General features: G+C 59.6%; 13 protein-coding genes and 3 pseudogenes. 7 read left to right on the top strand and 9 right to left on the bottom strand.

The features are described 5' to 3' along the window. Positions 1-525 precede the first annotated feature (525 nt). Both O7A61_RS26885 and lov read right to left on the bottom strand, forming a co-directional pair. Positions 526-2,613 (bottom strand): sensor histidine kinase, encoded by a 2,088-nt coding sequence (locus tag O7A61_RS26885; RefSeq protein ID WP_337132374.1) that lies wholly within the window; start codon positions 2,611-2,613, stop codon positions 526-528. Between the two features lie 311 nt (positions 2,614-2,924). Further along, positions 2,925-3,959: pseudogene (gene lov / locus O7A61_RS26880) on the bottom strand (blue-light-activated histidine kinase). Between the two features lie 304 nt (positions 3,960-4,263). On the opposite strand from lov, the gene O7A61_RS26875 reads away from it, so the two are divergent. After that, positions 4,264-4,446 carry a CsbD family protein gene (locus tag O7A61_RS26875; protein WP_027143691.1) on the top strand — a complete coding sequence of 61 codons (183 nt, stop codon included), beginning with the start codon at positions 4,264-4,266 and terminating at the stop codon, positions 4,444-4,446. A 216-nt stretch (positions 4,447-4,662) separates the two neighbouring features. Here the strand turns inward: O7A61_RS26875 and O7A61_RS26870 are convergent, their stop codons facing one another. Continuing rightward, positions 4,663-4,911 (bottom strand): Fic family protein, encoded by a 249-nt coding sequence (locus O7A61_RS26870; protein ID WP_337132373.1) that lies wholly within the window; start codon positions 4,909-4,911, stop codon positions 4,663-4,665. Beyond that, positions 4,830-5,783 carry a hypothetical protein gene (locus O7A61_RS26865; RefSeq protein ID WP_337132372.1) on the bottom strand — a complete coding sequence of 318 codons (954 nt, stop codon included), beginning with the start codon at positions 5,781-5,783 and terminating at the stop codon, positions 4,830-4,832. The genes O7A61_RS26870 and O7A61_RS26865 overlap by 82 nt, the downstream gene beginning before the upstream one ends. Positions 5,784-6,776: 993 nt before the next feature. On the opposite strand from O7A61_RS26865, the pseudogene O7A61_RS26860 reads away from it, so the two are divergent. Further along, positions 6,777-6,994 (top strand): annotated as a pseudogene (locus O7A61_RS26860) (DNA repair exonuclease); the annotation flags it as partial. A 204-nt stretch (positions 6,995-7,198) separates the two neighbouring features. Further along, on the top strand, positions 7,199-7,627 hold the full coding sequence (locus tag O7A61_RS26855; protein WP_337132371.1) for a DUF1810 domain-containing protein: 429 nt from the start codon (positions 7,199-7,201) through the stop codon (positions 7,625-7,627). A 1,108-nt stretch (positions 7,628-8,735) separates the two neighbouring features. Here O7A61_RS26855 and O7A61_RS26850 read toward each other — a convergent pair. From O7A61_RS26850 to O7A61_RS26835, 4 genes are all read right to left on the bottom strand, one after another. Next, positions 8,736-9,521 (bottom strand): SDR family NAD(P)-dependent oxidoreductase, encoded by a 786-nt coding sequence (locus O7A61_RS26850; protein ID WP_337132370.1) that lies wholly within the window; start codon positions 9,519-9,521, stop codon positions 8,736-8,738. A gap of 98 nt (positions 9,522-9,619) precedes the next feature. After that, positions 9,620-9,979: a LysR family transcriptional regulator gene (locus O7A61_RS32655; RefSeq protein WP_442921121.1), complete on the bottom strand. Its 360-nt coding sequence runs from the start codon at positions 9,977-9,979 to the stop codon at positions 9,620-9,622. A gap of 297 nt (positions 9,980-10,276) precedes the next feature. Further along, the gene (locus O7A61_RS26840; RefSeq protein ID WP_337132369.1) at positions 10,277-10,585 is read right to left on the bottom strand and encodes a SemiSWEET family sugar transporter; all 309 of its coding nucleotides are present in this window, start codon (positions 10,583-10,585) and stop codon (positions 10,277-10,279) included. Positions 10,586-10,620: 35 nt separating this feature from the next. Continuing rightward, positions 10,621-11,055 carry a hypothetical protein gene (locus O7A61_RS26835; protein WP_337132368.1) on the bottom strand — a complete coding sequence of 145 codons (435 nt, stop codon included), beginning with the start codon at positions 11,053-11,055 and terminating at the stop codon, positions 10,621-10,623. A gap of 319 nt (positions 11,056-11,374) precedes the next feature. Here O7A61_RS26835 and O7A61_RS26830 point away from each other — a divergent pair, with 319 nt between their 5' ends. The 4 genes and pseudogenes from O7A61_RS26830 to O7A61_RS32645 all read left to right on the top strand — a co-directional run bounded on the left by O7A61_RS26830 (position 11,375) and on the right by O7A61_RS32645 (position 14,558). Beyond that, positions 11,375-13,492 carry a catalase gene (locus O7A61_RS26830; RefSeq protein ID WP_337132367.1) on the top strand — a complete coding sequence of 706 codons (2,118 nt, stop codon included), beginning with the start codon at positions 11,375-11,377 and terminating at the stop codon, positions 13,490-13,492. A 32-nt stretch (positions 13,493-13,524) separates the two neighbouring features. Further along, complete coding sequence (locus tag O7A61_RS26825) at positions 13,525-13,728, top strand: hypothetical protein (RefSeq protein WP_337132366.1); 204 nt, start codon at positions 13,525-13,527, stop codon at positions 13,726-13,728. Positions 13,729-14,260: 532 nt separating this feature from the next. After that, positions 14,261-14,377 (top strand): annotated as a pseudogene (locus O7A61_RS32650) (DUF6766 family protein); the annotation flags it as partial. An 82-nt stretch (positions 14,378-14,459) separates the two neighbouring features. Beyond that, complete coding sequence (locus tag O7A61_RS32645) at positions 14,460-14,558, top strand: hypothetical protein (protein ID WP_442921120.1); 99 nt, start codon at positions 14,460-14,462, stop codon at positions 14,556-14,558. Positions 14,559-14,758: 200 nt separating this feature from the next. Here the strand turns inward: O7A61_RS32645 and O7A61_RS26815 are convergent, their stop codons facing one another. Next, a complete protein-coding gene (locus O7A61_RS26815) occupies positions 14,759-14,893 on the bottom strand; it encodes a hypothetical protein (protein WP_337132365.1) in 135 nt (44 codons plus the stop codon). Positions 14,894-15,513: the final 620 nt, after the last annotated feature.

Genomic DNA, 15,513 nt, shown 5'->3' with positions numbered 1-15,513 from the left:
CGACGCAGCGGCGTCAGACGGGCATTCTTGTGGATGTTCATTCGGACCCTCCGATCTGTACTGAAGCCTGGTAACTCCAGTCTCCTCGGTCCGGTCCGAATGGACAACCTCCCGAAAGCTCACACCTGGCTCAGGGAGCGTCGAGGTCGAGCGCTTCACTGGGCATTTGGCTCGGTGCGCCTAGGCGAGGGGCTGCCAGTTGAGGGCGGCGGCCGAGGACATTGAGACCGTCGATGAGTTACTGAGGCCGAGCCGGCACAGGATGCTCTCGACCTTCAGCGAAGCGGCCAAGCGCAGCACCCCCGCTTGATGCCAAGGCCTGAACGACCTCCGCCTTTAGGTCGGCGCTAGACATCACTCAAATGAACCGCGGCGACACGAGATTGCATGGAAGACCTACGCGCAAGAACGATGCCTCGGCCAACGTGGACAGAGATCCCGACGAATGGGTGAGCGGTGATGACCCGATGACCTCAGTTGCAACCGCCATAGCGGCTCGCGTCTCCGGGTGAGCGGCGCGTTCGATCACCCGGGGCGTTGTCGGGAAAATTTTCTACGATTCCCCTCGGAGGTGTCGTTGTTGTCCACCACGGGATTGAGCTCAGACGCAAAATTCACTCGCATGTTGCAGACCAGTCCCGATTTAAGGAACTTCAGAGTGACACGTCCTGAGGTGCGGGACGCGAATACACGCTCGAGAAGCTGCGTGCCGAAGCCCTTTCGCTCGACAGGTTCCACAGCCGGACCTCCCCGTTCGCGCCATTCTAGATCCAGCCAGCGATGCTGTTTTTGACCGAGAAGCTTCCACTGAATCGACACCGTGCCTGTATCGTTCGACAGCGCTCCATACTTTAGCGCATTCGTCGTAAGCTCATGAAAAGCCAGAGCGGCTGAAACAGCGACGTTCGGTGGAACCCAAACAGACTCGCCACTGATCTTGAAGCGCTCGATCGGAGCGTGTGAGCGGATTGATGTGGCAATCAGATCCTTGAGGTCGGCGCCACTCCAGTTCTGCTGCGTCAGCAGGTCGTTAGCCTTGGCCAGCGAGACGAGACGGCTGGAGAGCGTGCGTCCTGCTTCGGGCAAACTTGTGGCGTTGCGGAGTGTCTGGGTGGCAATGGACTGAACCACAGCAAGGATATTCTTCACGCGATGGTTCAGCTCGTTGGTCAACAGTTTCAGGTGCTCCTCACCGCGTTTGCGGTCCGTGATGTCGAGACTGATTTGTACGGCGCCTATAATGTCGCCGGCCGGGTTGCGAATTGGACGTGCGCTGGAAAGTAGAAAGCGCTCGGCCCCTGATGGCAGCGTGTAGGCGAACTCTTCATGATCGGTCAGCTGCCCGCGCATGGCGCGGCTAAGTGGGCGGTCTTCGCGCCTCACTATGTGGCCGTCCTTGACGGCCACGGTGTCGATGACGAGCTCGGGCCTGCCGAAGGACTTGTGCGCATCCGTCGGCAGGCCCATGAGTTCGGCCGCGAAGCGGTTGCGGATCACCTGAAGGGCTTTCGGATCATAAGTAAACCAGACCGCCGCCGGCGCTGTCTCCAACACCGCCTCCAACTCATACCGCCGTTCGGCGATCGCACGCTCTGCGTCCACCATCGCCTGAGCGATGGTGGCGAACTCCGTAACGGAAGTCGACAGGGGTTTGACGCTGCGGCCATGACCGAGCGCCTCGGCCCGGGTCGCCAGTTCAGCGGTGGCCTGTGTAAATCTCTTGCCGACGATATATCCGAGAGCAACGGAGACAAGGAGCGACAGGAGACCTATCGCGCAAATCGCCACAAGTGAGCGCCAAAGCGGCGCCTGCGCCGCTGAAAGAGGCACGTTTGCGGTGTAGAACCAATCAGAGTATGGGGATCTGTAGTAGCCGGCCAGCAGCGTCACCCCTTCGAAGTTGGGGGACGTAAAGGAACCGGAGCGCCCAACGATCTTTGCCACGTATTCGGGCAATCCGCGCTTTCCGGTCCATTCGTCGTGCAACTTGGAACGTGCCACGTAGTTTCCGTCGCGATCTCCCACGCCCACAGTCCATCCTTCCGGTACGGCCGGCATCAAAACATCGCGGATCCGGGCAGTCGGTACAGAAAGCGAAAGAAGCAGGTCCTCCCCTTTCGGGGCGGGCACCCGGATGGCAACAGCAAAGCGGTATTCGCCTGACCCCTTGCCGGTGAAAACATCGCTGACGAAAACACCTGAGCGGTTGAGTTTCTCGCGGTCCACAGCAGCTATCGATTCCACGGACGGCAAAGCGGCGCCGTAGCCGATTTCGGTGTTCATCAGCTGATTGCGGCCAAGATCGCGCAGGACAATCGTCCGGTCCGTCCCATGGACAAGATCGAGCGCCTCGCGGTGGAAGGCTCGCAGATCGCCATTGGCGAGCGCGGCGGATTTGGAAAGGCCGTCGAGAATGGTTTGAAGATTTGCGAGCTCGCCTTCTACAACGAGCGACACCTGTCGAGCCGTTTGCACGGCATCCTGCTCAAAACGATATCGTTCGTGCAGGGCATACTGGCCTAGCAAATAGCCGGCAAACAGCCAAACCGGGATAACCGCGGCGGCGATCAAACCAAGCAGGTGCGATCGAACTGATCGACGAGGCAAGTCCATATCCCGTGCCGCCTCAGGAACGCTCAACCATAGTCAGCGGGCCAGGAACAGCAAGCGTTAGTTCAAGCGAATATAGTGCCGTTGGACCCTGGTCCGGCGAAGCGGGCGCTGTCGTCTCGCTTGCCGGCTTGCGCGGGCCCATCAAGGTCGAGCCCAGAACCGGTCCGCCTTTGCCCTTCAACTCCGCAAGCTTTGGATTGCGGCAGCAGGGTTGTCGCTGCCGTAGCAGCCATCTGCAAATCAGAAGGGCGATGGCGTTCAGGTGCGAGCACAATGCTAGGCAGAGACGGGTGTGGACATGCAGCCTCTCTTTATCGCGAGACTGTGACGTTGGGCACTTCAGCTACGATCCTTACCCCTTGATCGGACCACTCGCGGTATAACGACCCCTGAAGCTGTCGCCGTATTGTAGCTTCGGTCATGAGTGTCCCGAAACCCTTTCGCCGAGGCGTGGGTGGGGGCGGTCCGCCGGTCTCCTGCCACTCGAGGATGAAACCATTATTCTGGGGTCTGGCTTGCCATTTGATTTGTAGCTGACCCGTCTCTTTCGAAAGCGAGCCGTGGGAAGCGGCGTTGACTGCTAGTTCATGAATGAACAGCGCCAAGGGCTGAACAGAATGCGCTGCAAGCATGACATCAGGACCGTCCAGCAGAGCGCGAGTCGCTCCGTACGGCTCAATCTGAGACGAGATTGTTTCCTGCAATGGAATCTCGTGCCAGCCCCGCTGCGACAACAAGCCATGCGCCCTAGCCAGGGCCTGTATGCGCCTTTGGACCGAGGCGGCATATAGCGCGGGGTCGTCAGATCTCGTCAAGCGTACGATGCTGTCGACAAGGGCAAGTACATTGTTGGCTCGATGGTCCACCTCCAAAAGCAACCGATGCTCTGACGCTTCTAGGCTCTCGATCCTGCGAAAATCTGTGCGGTCTATCTGAGATGCGAAATGGTAAACCAGACGGCCATCGTCGTCATGGATTGGACTGATGTGCAGCAGATTCCAGAACGCCGATCCATCTTTCCGGTAATTCAACAACTCGACGTTGATCTCACGGTCCTCCTGCAATCCTGCTCGGATCTCGGCGATGGCCGCAGGGGATGTGGCTGCGCCTTGAAGAAACCGGCAATTGCGTCCAAGTACCTCACTTGCCCCATAGCGCGTGAGGTTCAGAAAAGCCTAGTTCGCTAGTACGATAGGAAAATCTTCCTGGGTGGCGTCAGTCACCACCATCGGCATTCTCGTCCGTTGTAGGGCTATCGCAGCCAGTTCCTTTACATCAGGCATAGCGCGATCGGTAACGGCGACCGGGTCATCACCGTGGAGACCGGATGTGCCTTCGTTGTCCATGATGTTTCCCTGAGCTGACATGAGCTAACGAACAACGTCGATGGAACTAAAACGTTTCCCTTCGAAATGGTCAGTACACCTCACCGTCCTTCAAAGCTTCGGTGGCTGTTCGAAGGCAAAAGGTGCAATCGACTGCGGAGAATGGCGTTTATCACCCGCCGCCATTCGTCCCTAACGAGGAAGGTGTGCAATGAGGTTAGCGCAGCGGGGTGGGTGGCACGGCGCCGGCACGTGGCTCTTCCTGCTCCTCTGGAACATTTCAGATGCCGCACACGTTGGTTCTGATCAACCGAGGAGAAGGACGATGCACAAGGACGAAGTGAAGGGCTCAGCAAAGAAGCTGCGCGGCGAGGTAAAGGACAAAGTCGGAAAGGCAACGGGCGACGACAAGCTTCGCGCTGATGGGGCCGCCGACAAGGCCGAAGGCAGCCTGCAAAAAGGGGTTGGCAAGGCGAAGGACGCAATTCGGGACGCCTTGAAGGATTGAACGCCGAGCTTGACGACGCGGCGATGCTGCGAGGGTTCAGGCTGCTGGGCTGACTATCACCAAGGGAAAGGCCGCCTTCTATGACGACGGCCCCCTTGGGCTGTTCACTACGCTGTCGCCGATGCGTCCTCATTGATATTCATGGACTTTTCGCTCAGATGCAGCGGGAGGATGGCAAGAAAGCGCGTGGGAATTCGGTGTTCCGGCCACGCCACCTCACGGTTCCTTTTCCATGGACCATGGCACGCGTTCGGCGAGAAAGGTGGCAAACGTCTTCACATTCATATTGCCGCTCGCCTCTTCCAGTCCTGCCAGATAAGCTTTCCGGTCCTCTACTTTCACCACTGTCCAGCGATAGCCGCCCGACGCCAGCATCGCATTCATCAGGAATCGCGCCATGCGCCCGTTGCCGTCCGGATAGGGATGCACATATCCCAAAAGCCAGTGCCCCAGCGCGGCACGCACCGACGCCTCCTGTTCCGCTGCCAGGAGGTCGAACAGTTCATGCCATCGGCTACCACTTCAGCACGCGGCGGCACGTGCTGCGAGCCGCGCAGGTATACAGGGTGGTTGCGATATCCCGCAAGCGCGCTGGCCTTGAGAAGGCCGGCTGTCACTGACGGCGCGAACAGCTCCCGGTACCACTCCCTATGGGTTTCTCGCGTCAGCGCGCCGGCCGAATTGCCGTCAAGGATCGCCGCAACTGAGTCCTTGACCTTCTGGAATGCGAGGTAGTATCCACGCGCGGCGAGAGCATCCCGGTTCTTGCGATCGTCTTCATCAATCTCCGGATTCCGGTTCCCCTCACGCACCCGGTCGATGAGCTCCGGGGTGGCGCTGTAGCCTTCTATCGACAGCGAATGATAGGCATCGCTCTCATAAATATCCTCTACGAACTTCATATAGGCGTCTTTGTTTGACGGCAGTCCCGGCGCCTTCGGGAATATCTCAATCACGGCTTCGCGCTGCGATTCCCATATTGCGCGCAAACGGGCGACCAGGGGGGGAACGCCGGCCGCGATGGCCGTCACGCCCGTCTGCCCGGCGAAGGGGTCTGACTCGCGGACGTCGTATCCTGCCGCTTTGAAGGTCGCCAATATCTCGTCAGCAAAGGCGCCGCGCCCCACACGGCGGAATGCACCTGCAAGCCGCCCCGCCACGGCGGAATGGCCGCCATCCAGCAGCAGGGCCAGCACGGTCGACACGTCGCGCACGCACGCCATGGCGACCTGCATCTCGATAGGCGCGCGCTGGAAGAACGCTTCCGGGACTCGGATAAGGGCCGCCTCGACGGTGAACATGCGCTGGCCGTTTTTCTCAGTCAGCTCAGTTGGCATCTTCTTGACCTTGAGGTCATAAAGCGAAGTGCCGAACAGCAGGTCGATTTAGTTGTTCGTCCCTTAGGGGGTGTTGACCACCACCTGCGGCGGAATAGTGGGCGCTTCCGCGTGCAGAAGCAGCGACTGCTCCGGTGACAGGCACCAATCCTTGCCAAACCTCTCATTACAGTACAAGGAGCAAAATTCCCAGAAGCTTGCGTACCAGGGGGTGGTGTCCTGTTGCTGCGCCTGGGGGCCGGTCGACATGACCCAGCCTTTGATCACATCGCGCGAAAGCCGTTCTGGAGCAGGCGCTGACGGTGAACGCGGGTCAGTTCGTCCGACTTGAATATGCGTCGCCCGCCCGATTGGAGCACTTTGAGGACAGCAAAGGACGCAGCGAGTTTTTCGTGGGACTTGGCCATGGGCGTCTTGCAAGTTTTTAATGTTGTGGCATCACAAGTTATAAATGCAGATGGCCAACAAGTCGATGTTGGCGTCACATAACAAGTGTTTTATGCCGGCATCCCAAGTTTCTTATGCCGCATACCGTATTGGCAGCTTATGATCGGATGCTAAGATCATTCCGTCGCGGCGGAATGGAGCTGACTACCTCCCGGCGGCGCTCGCTGCGCCGCTCTGCTCGCGAGACGCGGGACCGTTCGGAGTCACCGCCGCCGCGCCCTTTGTTTCCGCAACGCCTGCTGCAGGGTTGCCCGCCTTCCGCGCCACTGCGGTACCGGTACCGCACGGACGCGCTGCGCCCCTTCGGCTTAAGCTCGAGAGTGACGCCCGCGTGGGCATGCCCCCCGCTAGGCCGGTCCGGCAGCGACCGAAAATCGAAACGCCCCGTGGTCAGCGCCTTCGGCCCCCAGGTTCGTTCTGGGGATTTTCAGTTCCCTGGACGACGCCCAAATGGGAAAGGATGCCGCTTTCGGTCTTCATCAGACCATTGAACTGCCTGTAGCACCTTTCTGCTAATCTGGACGAACTACAGCCCTCTGTTCAGGCTTGGAGAGTTCACGGAATGAATTTCGATCTATTCATACGGCCGACATCCGTCTCGATTCGCCGTTGCGCTCGCTCGCGCTCAGAAATTCTGAGGTCGCCGAGCTCGTCGGTGATGCCAGCGACAGGCATTCGCTGCACTAGTGGACCTTTGCCTAGCGGAGCGTGTCGATGCTCTGGTCATTGCCGGAGATCTTTACGATGGCGACCAGACCTCGATTCTTCCCGACCTCATCCACCAGGGGGACAAGATCTAAAAAAGCCCGGCTACAAGATGTGAGACCACCATGCCTTGGAACCGTTACGAACTTACAAAATTCGCGGCCAGCGACGATTTGCATATTTGGTTTGGGGTATATTATTGTAGCCACGATTAAAGCCGCGCTATTCGCCGGCGCACGCCAGAACCGGCCAGTCAGCTAAGCATGGCCTTTGACGATCCATACGACTTGGCGCGCTTTCGTGCCGCCCAGGAGCCGGTCTTCGAAGCCGCCGTGGCCGAGCTGCTCGCTGGCCGCAAGCATTCCCACTGGATGTGGTTTGTTTTCCCGCAGCTGCGCGGACTCGGACACTCGCCGAACGCGCAGTACTATGGCATCTCGTCCAAGGATGAAGCGCGGGCGTATCTCGCCGATGCCGTTCTTGGCGAACGCCTGCATCATGCGACAGCCGCGGCTCTTGGTGTAAACGGCCGCTCAGCACACGAAATCTTCGGCTCTCCAGACGATGTGAAGTTCTGCTCATCAATGACGCTGTTTGGCGAAACCGCCGGCGTCGATGGCTCAATCTTCCGCCAGGCACTAGACCGCTTCTTCGGCGGCGAGCGCGACCAGCGCACGCTGGACCTGCTCTGAAACAGCTCGACGCATGCGACGGTCACGGCGATTCCTGGCATGCAGCGTGGTTGCCGGCCAAGGCTGCCATCGTCGATGCCCTGCCGCGGCACGTGCCCGCGAAGACGTTGTCGACGGCCGCCGCCCTGGGCCCGGGCTAGAGACCCCTAGCACAGCTCTCCACCCCAGCAACGCCGTCAGGAGCAAGAGAGCCGCCTATTTCTGACGAAGTCGAATCTCTGCCTCTTGTGCTCGGACCCCGCCAGCCGGTGAGGAGCGCCCTTGGGGGTCCTCATAGAGCTTATTGACCGCTTCATCCTGGTGGGTTTTCACGCGCCGTGAAAGCCTCCTTTGATTCAGCAGAGCATAGATGATTATCAAGGCGAGGATGACAGGTCCGACGATACTCAGCGTCCAAATGGTGCCTGGTCCACTCATATAAATTCTCCTTCGCGGCCAAACACCGAGCGCGGGAGAAGGTTCCCCGATTGCTGCGGCTAAGCGCACCTCCTGAGTTCGACAACTTGGACACCGAGGCGGAACGCCTGACCATCCGCATATGAGCGGGCGTACTCTTCAGCTTCGAAGGGCAACGTGAGGGAGCTGCCATAGGCGGTCACACGCACCGACCATTTCCTCTCCCGGATGATTTCAACGGCATGCTGCTCGTGCGGAGCCATGCTTTCCTCCCAGAACTTACGTTGAGGCAGCATCTATAGCGTCGCAAAATTCGTTTGAATGCAAATAATCCGACATGTGGCGTGTCGGAATGCCGAACCGTGCCGGAGCGTTTAGGCCGTTGTAGCCTTTAGCTGTTTGAGCTGCTCAATAGCGAGCTTGTGGAGCGTCTCGGCCGTCTCTTCCAGCGTCCATCCTTGGGCAATGGACGTAGCCACATCAGTCGTTCCTGCGTCTAACAAGTCTTGGCCGCCTCTTGGAGCTGAAGGTCATACTTGGATGGCGAGATGCAGTGCGATCGTCCGCGATCTGGCTGTCGGGTATCCCGCGCTGGCCTGTCTCCTCGATGGCAATCAATCGGGCGTGGGGATTTGCCACAACTGATACTCCGTCGTTCACCAGGCGCCGCTACCGCAACCTACATAGCAACAAAGGCCTAGCGCGTCGTCCGTTAGCGATACCGAGATGCGAGTTGGGAGCCGCGACCGGCATCGAACAGGGCGCGATTTGCGTCCGCGACAGCGGAGAGCCTGCCCCCTTCCTCCAATGCCGGGATACAGATCGTGTCACCCTGCCGGAGGTCGGCCAGGGATGCCCTAACGACATCGGCCGGCTCCATCACTGGCACATTGGGCCTGAGGACCGGCTTGCCGTCGATGTCATGGAATTCTGTCCTGACGACTGCGGGACAAAGCGCCTGGACGCGAACACCTTTGCCTTGGAGTTCAGCCGCGAGAAGCTCGCTGAACGTCGTGACGAAGGCTTTCGTTGCGGCATAAACCGAGCGCTTCGGCAGGAACGGGAAGTTCAGGCTTCCGCTGAAGCTGAGCAGGGAAGAGACATTGACGATGGCGCCTTCGCCGCGCGAAATCATCGCAGGAAGTGCCGCATGCGACAAACGCATGACCGCAGTTATCTGCACGGCGACCTCTTCCTCGGCGCGGTCGATCGAGAGGTCGACGAACGGCATGTAGGTCTGGAAACCGGCGTTGTTGACGAGCAGCGATACGTCCCCGGACCGGATCCGCTGCTCCACCTTGTCGAGGCCTTTCGACAGCGCCAGATCGGCGACGATGATTTCCGCGGAGGCGCCGCCGGCCTCGATCTCGCGGGCTACCGACTCGAGCCGGTCGCGCCGCCGGGCGACGAGCACGACGTCGTACCCGTCGCTGGCCAGGCGCTCGGCAAAAGCTTTGCCGATTCCGGAGGATGCCCCGGTAATGACAGCGACGCCCAAAGAACCCCCGGTGGAATTGGTCACGTCGTCCTCCCAATGTATCGTGACGAGAATTGATCTCCTGTTGTCCAAGATATCGCCCGCGGCCGGTTTTGTACTCACCAAATCTCGTCCTGCGCCCAGTGCGGTGCTGCTCCTCGAAGGCAAAAAGCGCTTTCGAGTGCGGCCATGCCGAAAACGGACCGAACGCTTTCGGCCCGTTCTCGGTCACAGCCCAGCAGGTTTGCGCCCATGCCGAGCGATACGGTCGAAGGCATCGCGCACCACCTCCAGATAGGGGAGCCCGGCCCCGTGTGATGCTTAGCTTTTGACGTCGCGATCGAACAGCCTGATACCCAATCGACCTCGAGCGCCTTCACCTGATGGCTCGCCGCGCCCTGCGTCACGGACTGCTCTTCCGCCGCCCTGGTGAAGCTCCCATGGCGTTCCGCCGCCTCGAGGGGGGACGGTTGGGACACTGTCGGCGAAGCGCTCAGGGATGGCTGCGTATCTCCTGGGCGATCGCAGCAAGCTTCGCGCTTGTTGCCAAGGGCGGGCCTTGATTGCGGTCACCTCATGGCGCAGGAAGCGCCGACGACTCAGCGAAGGAACTGCTCCAGTTTCTCGCAAGGGCCGAAGCATAATTAACCGTTTCCTTCGGTCCATCTCCCTGGAACAAATGTCTACGGAAAACTGCGGCTTCAGTTTACGCCAGCGTTGGGTGCCGGCTCCTCAGTGAAGATTGCGTCGGTTGTCCGTCCAACGGAGGTCAACTCTTAGTCCCCGGCGCGTCCTGTCGGGTCGACAGCCTCTGCCACGGCTTCTTTCTTGGCTCTTGGAAGCACGGTCATCAGGAGGATGAATGCAGAGAGGATGAGGCAGACCGCATTGGTGATGATGATGGGCCATTCGTCTTTCATCAGGCCGAAGGTCAGCCATAGCGCAAAACCCAAGACAGTCAGCACGTACATCGGCGCCGAGATACTGTTAGTGTCGCGCGTTCTGATGATTTTCCAGGCCTGCGGCGTAAAGCTGGTCATCGAACATATGGCTGCGAGATATCCGACGATCGTGACAATTTCCATCGAAAGTCCAATCTTAGGAACGTCCGGCTCAGAGCTTATTCGCCTGCGCGAAACTCGGAAACGCGGACGACGCCGTGCTGGCTTCCCAACGTGAGCATGGAATCCGTGCTCTGCGCTTGAGACACACCCGAAATCTGTTGGTCGCCCGTGTCGTATGTCGTGGTCGTCGATGACCGGGGACGTTTTAAGGGAAACACCGCGTAGCGCAGATCATCCTGAGATCCGTCAGATGAAGGATCACCAAGCTCCTGGAGCCACCATGACCCGGCGTGACGAGTGGCCCCGGAGCGATAGCTGACGGCGCGATCATCAGCCCGGTCCTGCGGGGGTGCTCGCAGGTGCCTCGACAGTTCACCCGCAATGGCATTGAGCTTTGCTTTAAGGCTGTCGTTGAACATGTCGCCGACCATGGTCATGCCGGAAGACCATTGCGACGTCCCGCCGAAGTCGGCATGGCTGAAGTGGGCCATGGTTCCGCCACCGCGGCGCAAGGCTTGAAAGACCGCCCTCACTGCCTCGTCGGAAACGCCGTGTTCGCGTGAAGCCTGGCGGTTAAATCAGCGTCTTCCCCGGCGCTTGCCATCGAATGTTCACCTCAGTTTGTCTCCGACAAAACTGCACTCGGCGGTCTTGGTTCCAGAGGGTGGGGTGGCCGCTCTCGAAAGGGCGGCAATACTCCGGCGCAGTCTTTCCCAAAAGAGGAACTGGGCCGCTGTCACAAGGAACTTAAGGGTGAGGCCGGCATTGAGAGTGTTCTGAAGTCAGGTTTCTCCAACAGGAAATATTAGCATGGCCAAGACCGCTAGACAGTCGTCGGGCAAGCCCGCGACGATCCATGATCAAAAGCTGACGCGCGGTAACGGAGGGGAGCTTCACCAGGTCGCGGAAGGGGATACCGATACCGGCATCCTGACCACCGCGCAAGGCGGTCCGGTGGCTGATGACCAGAACACATTGAAGATCGGCGAGCGCGGACCGGCGCTCATCGAAGACTTCCATTTCCGGGAGAAAATCTTCCACTTCGACCACGAGCGAATTCCCGAGCGCGTGGTCCATGCGAGAGGCTATGGCGCCCACGGCTTTTTCGAGACCTACGAGTCGCTGGCTGCCTACACGCGCGCCGACATCTTTCAGCGCGCCGGAGAAAAGACGCCGGTTTTCGTGCGCTTCTCCACTGTCGCCGGATCGAAAGGTTCGTTCGATCTCGCGCGCGACGTTCGCGGGTTCGCGGTCAAATTCTATACGCAGGAGGGCAATTGGGATTTGGTCGGCAACAACATCCCGGTGTTCTTCATCCAAGACGCTATCAAGTTTCCGGATGTCATCCATTCCGTGAAGCCGGAGCCCGATCGCGCCTTTCCGCAGGCCCAGTCGGCCCATGACAATTTCTGGGACTTCATAAGCCTCACGCCGGAATCGATGCACATGATCATGTGGGTCATGTCCGATCGTGCCATCCCGCGCTCCTTCCGGTTCATGCAGGGTTTTGGGGTCCACACCTTCAGGTTGGTCAATGCGAAGGACGAATCCACCTTCGTCAAATTTATCTGGAAGCCAAAGCTCGGCATGCAGTCGGTGGTTTGGAACGAAGCCGTCAAGATCAACGGCGCCGACCCGGATTTCCACCGGCGCGACCTGTGGAATGCGATCCAGTCCGGTGATTTCCCGGAATGGGAGCTCAACCTTCAGCTATTCGACCAGGAGTTTGCCGACAGTTTTGACTTTGACGTTCTCGACCCGACCAAGATCATTCCGGAGGAAATCCTGCGTCCGATTCCGGTCGGTCGCCTAGTGCTCGACCGTATGCCCGATAATTTCTTCGCTGAGACCGAGCAGGTCGCGTTCATGACGCAGAACGTGCCGCCGGGCATCGACTTCTCCAACGACCCCCTACTACAGGGCCGCAACTTCTCCTATCTCGATACACAACTGAAGCGGCTGGGCAGTCCGAACTTCACGCACATTCCAATCAACGCGCCCAAATGCCCGTTCCATCATTTCCAGCAGGACGGCCACATGGCCATGCGCAACCCGGTTGGACGCGTGAACTACCAGCCGAACTCGTTTGGCGAAGGACCGCGCGAATCTCCCGAGCGCGGGTTCAGGTCGTTCGCCGACGCGGAACAAGGCCAGAAAGTCCGACTTCGTGCCGAGAGCTTCGCAGACCACTACAGCCAGGCGCGCCAGTTCTTCAACAGCCAGACCGCCCCGGAGCAGCGCCACATCGCCATGGCCCTGACCTTCGAGCTCAGCAAGGTCGAAACGGTGGCCATCCGCGAGCGCATGGTCGCGCATCTTCTCAACATCGATGAGGGACTCGCCGAAACCGTTGCCGATAAACTCGGCATGAAGGAACTACCCCAGCCGGCGGACGCCGCTGTTGCGCCCCGCGACGATCTCGAACCGTCGCCGGCGCTCAGCATCATCGAGAACGGGCCGGAGAGTTTCGCCGGCCGCAAGGTCGGAGTGCTCGTCGGTCCCGGCGCCGATGCCTCGCTGCTGAAGAAGTTGCAGTCGGCGATCGAGAAAGAAGGCGCCGTCATGGAGATTGTCGCGCCAAAAGTCGGCGGCGTCGAAGCCGACGACGGAAGCTGGATAGCGGCGAAGCACATGATCGACGGCGGGCCTTCAGTCCTGTTCGACGCTGTTGCGCTCATCCTCTCTGAAGAGGGAGCTGAGCGCTTGACGGGTGAGGCTGCTGCGCGGGATTTCGTTGCCGACGCTTTCGCCCACTGCAAGTTCATCGCTTTCACTTCGGGGAGCATCCCGTTGTTGCAGAGGGCCGGTGTCGATCCGCAAGCCGACGAGGGCCTGATTGGGCTCGATGATCCGAAGGCTGTCGCCAAGTTCATCGGATCCTGCCGCAAGCTTCGGCTCTGGAGCCGCGAAATGGCGGTCAAGCTATAGCAGGCTCGACACATCCAAAAAGGAGTTCCGCAGTGCAAATTGTTCGAACCGATGTCTCGCGCGCGACCTCGCCAACCGGAGAACCCATCCTGCGTGTTGTCTTTTATGGTGAAGGCGGAGACTGCGTCACGGTCGATATGGCGAGTGTCGAAGCTGGCAACGACGAGGCGGCTCTCGATCGGGCGCGGGCTATCTTGGTGCAGACAGCCACTTTCGGCATTGCGGCCAAGGACTAGGACGCAGCGGCAACTTCGATGAGGTTGCCGTTACCGCGGCGAGCAATGGCAACGGCGACGTCTACATCTTCGAGTGCCGTGTCGGTGATGGCAGTTGGCAGGTTCCGCCCTCGCGAATGCCGAGCTACGAGGCCGCCCAGGAAGGGGCCATTCGTTGTGCGATCGACCTCCTTATGGATCGCGAGCCGGGTACGGATCTTTGACCGGCTGGCTCGTGCCCATTCGGGATGAAGGCGGCAACCTCCTTTGCGCCATCGACGTGCAAGCCTTGGTTGTGACTGCGGGTTTGGCGGCGTGAACAGGCTTATGGATCTCATCTTCGTTTCCCAAGCGAGTGCTTTGGATCGAAGCGAAAACTTCTGCCCTCACGCGCGTTGTACGAACGCGCGCAAAAACTGGGTAGCGGCCGTGAAAACATGCTTTCGGCACACAGGCCTGACGATCGCTTTGCTAGGACTGTTCCTATTTAGCGCGCTGAGCATGAGCTGGTCGGGTCGTACCAGCCTACAATGAAGAGCACGGCTCTGCAGCGATCGGCCTGCTGGCCTATCTCAACAGCGGAGATTTTCTTTCGACGCTGTTCGACAACTGGGATCGAATGCCTGCAATGTCGGCCTACGTGATGCTCAGCGCGATACCGTTTCAACGCGGCTCGGCCGAATCTCGCGATCCTGACGATCCAGACCGGCCCGACGAGGAATTACGGGCTATCCATCCGAGGCGGAACCCGGTTGTGGTTTTATTCCTGGTCGCTGGGCATAGCGCTGGCCGTGCTGTTCGTGATCTCCTTCGCCCTGCACGGGTGGTCAAGCCTCGGCGCGGCGAACTAGGCGCCTGGCCACAGTGGGAGGTCCAGCTACCTTATGGATGCCAACCTCTGGTTTGAATCTTTCCAAAGACAGCGGTGCTGGTCCTCTCGTCGATTTTTCTACGGCACAAAGGCTCGCCGGAATCGAAGCCTGCTGGGCGCGGCAAACGCCAAGACGGGGGCGTAAGCGTCGCCTCACCGGGGTACGCTAATCGTCCGAGATCAGCCGATAATGAAAACAGTCCCGCAGGTGGTCATCGAAGAATCGGCCTTCGCGAAGGCGTTTCGGAATGCGGTGTAGATCTCCACAGGAACACCCTCGTAGTCATAGCGCTTGCCGCTCGCGAGGAACCACACGGAGAAAACCTCGCTCTCGGGATCGTATTCGCTCTTTGAGCGACCTCGAAGGCATGGAGTCGAACCCTAGACGAGCGCCATCGGCATGTAGCGGATGATAACCTGTCCTGCCGAAATCTTCGTTCGAGTTCCGCGCGGCGGTCGTGCCAGTCCGCCAGATCGATTTCCTCCGTCATCACCTCGAAGATAATGATGTCGTCTCTTTCAGATTCCGCGCCTTGCCGCCACAGGCCCTCTGCAGGCGCCTGAAGATAAGCCGTAACGCCTTTAAATCGGCTCGCCAGTTCCTCCTTGATCCGATCGAAATCTTCCCGCGGAAAGGGCTGGCCGCCGTTGTCGGCTCGGGGAAGCAGGATCTGAATAAGATGCATACGGGCCACTCGCTGAATCGCAGTCAACGCTTACGAAGTCGAGGCGTTCCTTTGTGCAAGAGGGAGGCTTCGCTCAGCTATTCACTGAGGGCAAGGGCGCGCGCCGCGCAGAGCATCCTCGATGGTCGCGTCCCCACAGGTGGTGTAGCTCGGCGGTAGCGAAGCCGCTCGCGAGCGCGCCCTCAACAGCGCTGTAGCGAGCGAGCTGCTTTGCGGTGGTCATCGACAGTTCGCCGGTAAGGTCGGGTT

Source organism: Mesorhizobium sp. Cs1321R2N1, assembly GCF_037179725.1.
Classification (GTDB): Bacteria; Pseudomonadota; Alphaproteobacteria; order Rhizobiales; family Rhizobiaceae; genus Mesorhizobium; species Mesorhizobium salmacidum.
Note: the sequence above shows the minus strand (reverse complement) of the source record. Positions and strands in the feature narration are given on the sequence as shown.

What these genes read in the sequence shown, in the direction of transcription:
- O7A61_RS26885 (WP_337132374.1), bottom strand. Translation starts at nt 2,613, where the DNA reads ATGGACTTGCCTCGTCGATCAGTTCGATCGCACCTGCTTGGTTTGATC.
- O7A61_RS26840 (WP_337132369.1), bottom strand. Translation starts at nt 10,585, where the DNA reads ATGGAAATTGTCACGATCGTCGGATATCTCGCAGCCATATGTTCGATG.
- O7A61_RS26875 (WP_027143691.1), top strand. Translation starts at nt 4,264, where the DNA reads ATGCACAAGGACGAAGTGAAGGGCTCAGCAAAGAAGCTGCGCGGCGAG.
- O7A61_RS26830 (WP_337132367.1), top strand. Translation starts at nt 11,375, where the DNA reads ATGGCCAAGACCGCTAGACAGTCGTCGGGCAAGCCCGCGACGATCCAT.
- O7A61_RS26835 (WP_337132368.1), bottom strand. Translation starts at nt 11,055, where the DNA reads ATGGCCCACTTCAGCCATGCCGACTTCGGCGGGACGTCGCAATGGTCT.
- O7A61_RS26865 (WP_337132372.1), bottom strand. Translation starts at nt 5,783, where the DNA reads ATGCCAACTGAGCTGACTGAGAAAAACGGCCAGCGCATGTTCACCGTC.
- O7A61_RS26855 (WP_337132371.1), top strand. Translation starts at nt 7,199, where the DNA reads ATGGCCTTTGACGATCCATACGACTTGGCGCGCTTTCGTGCCGCCCAG.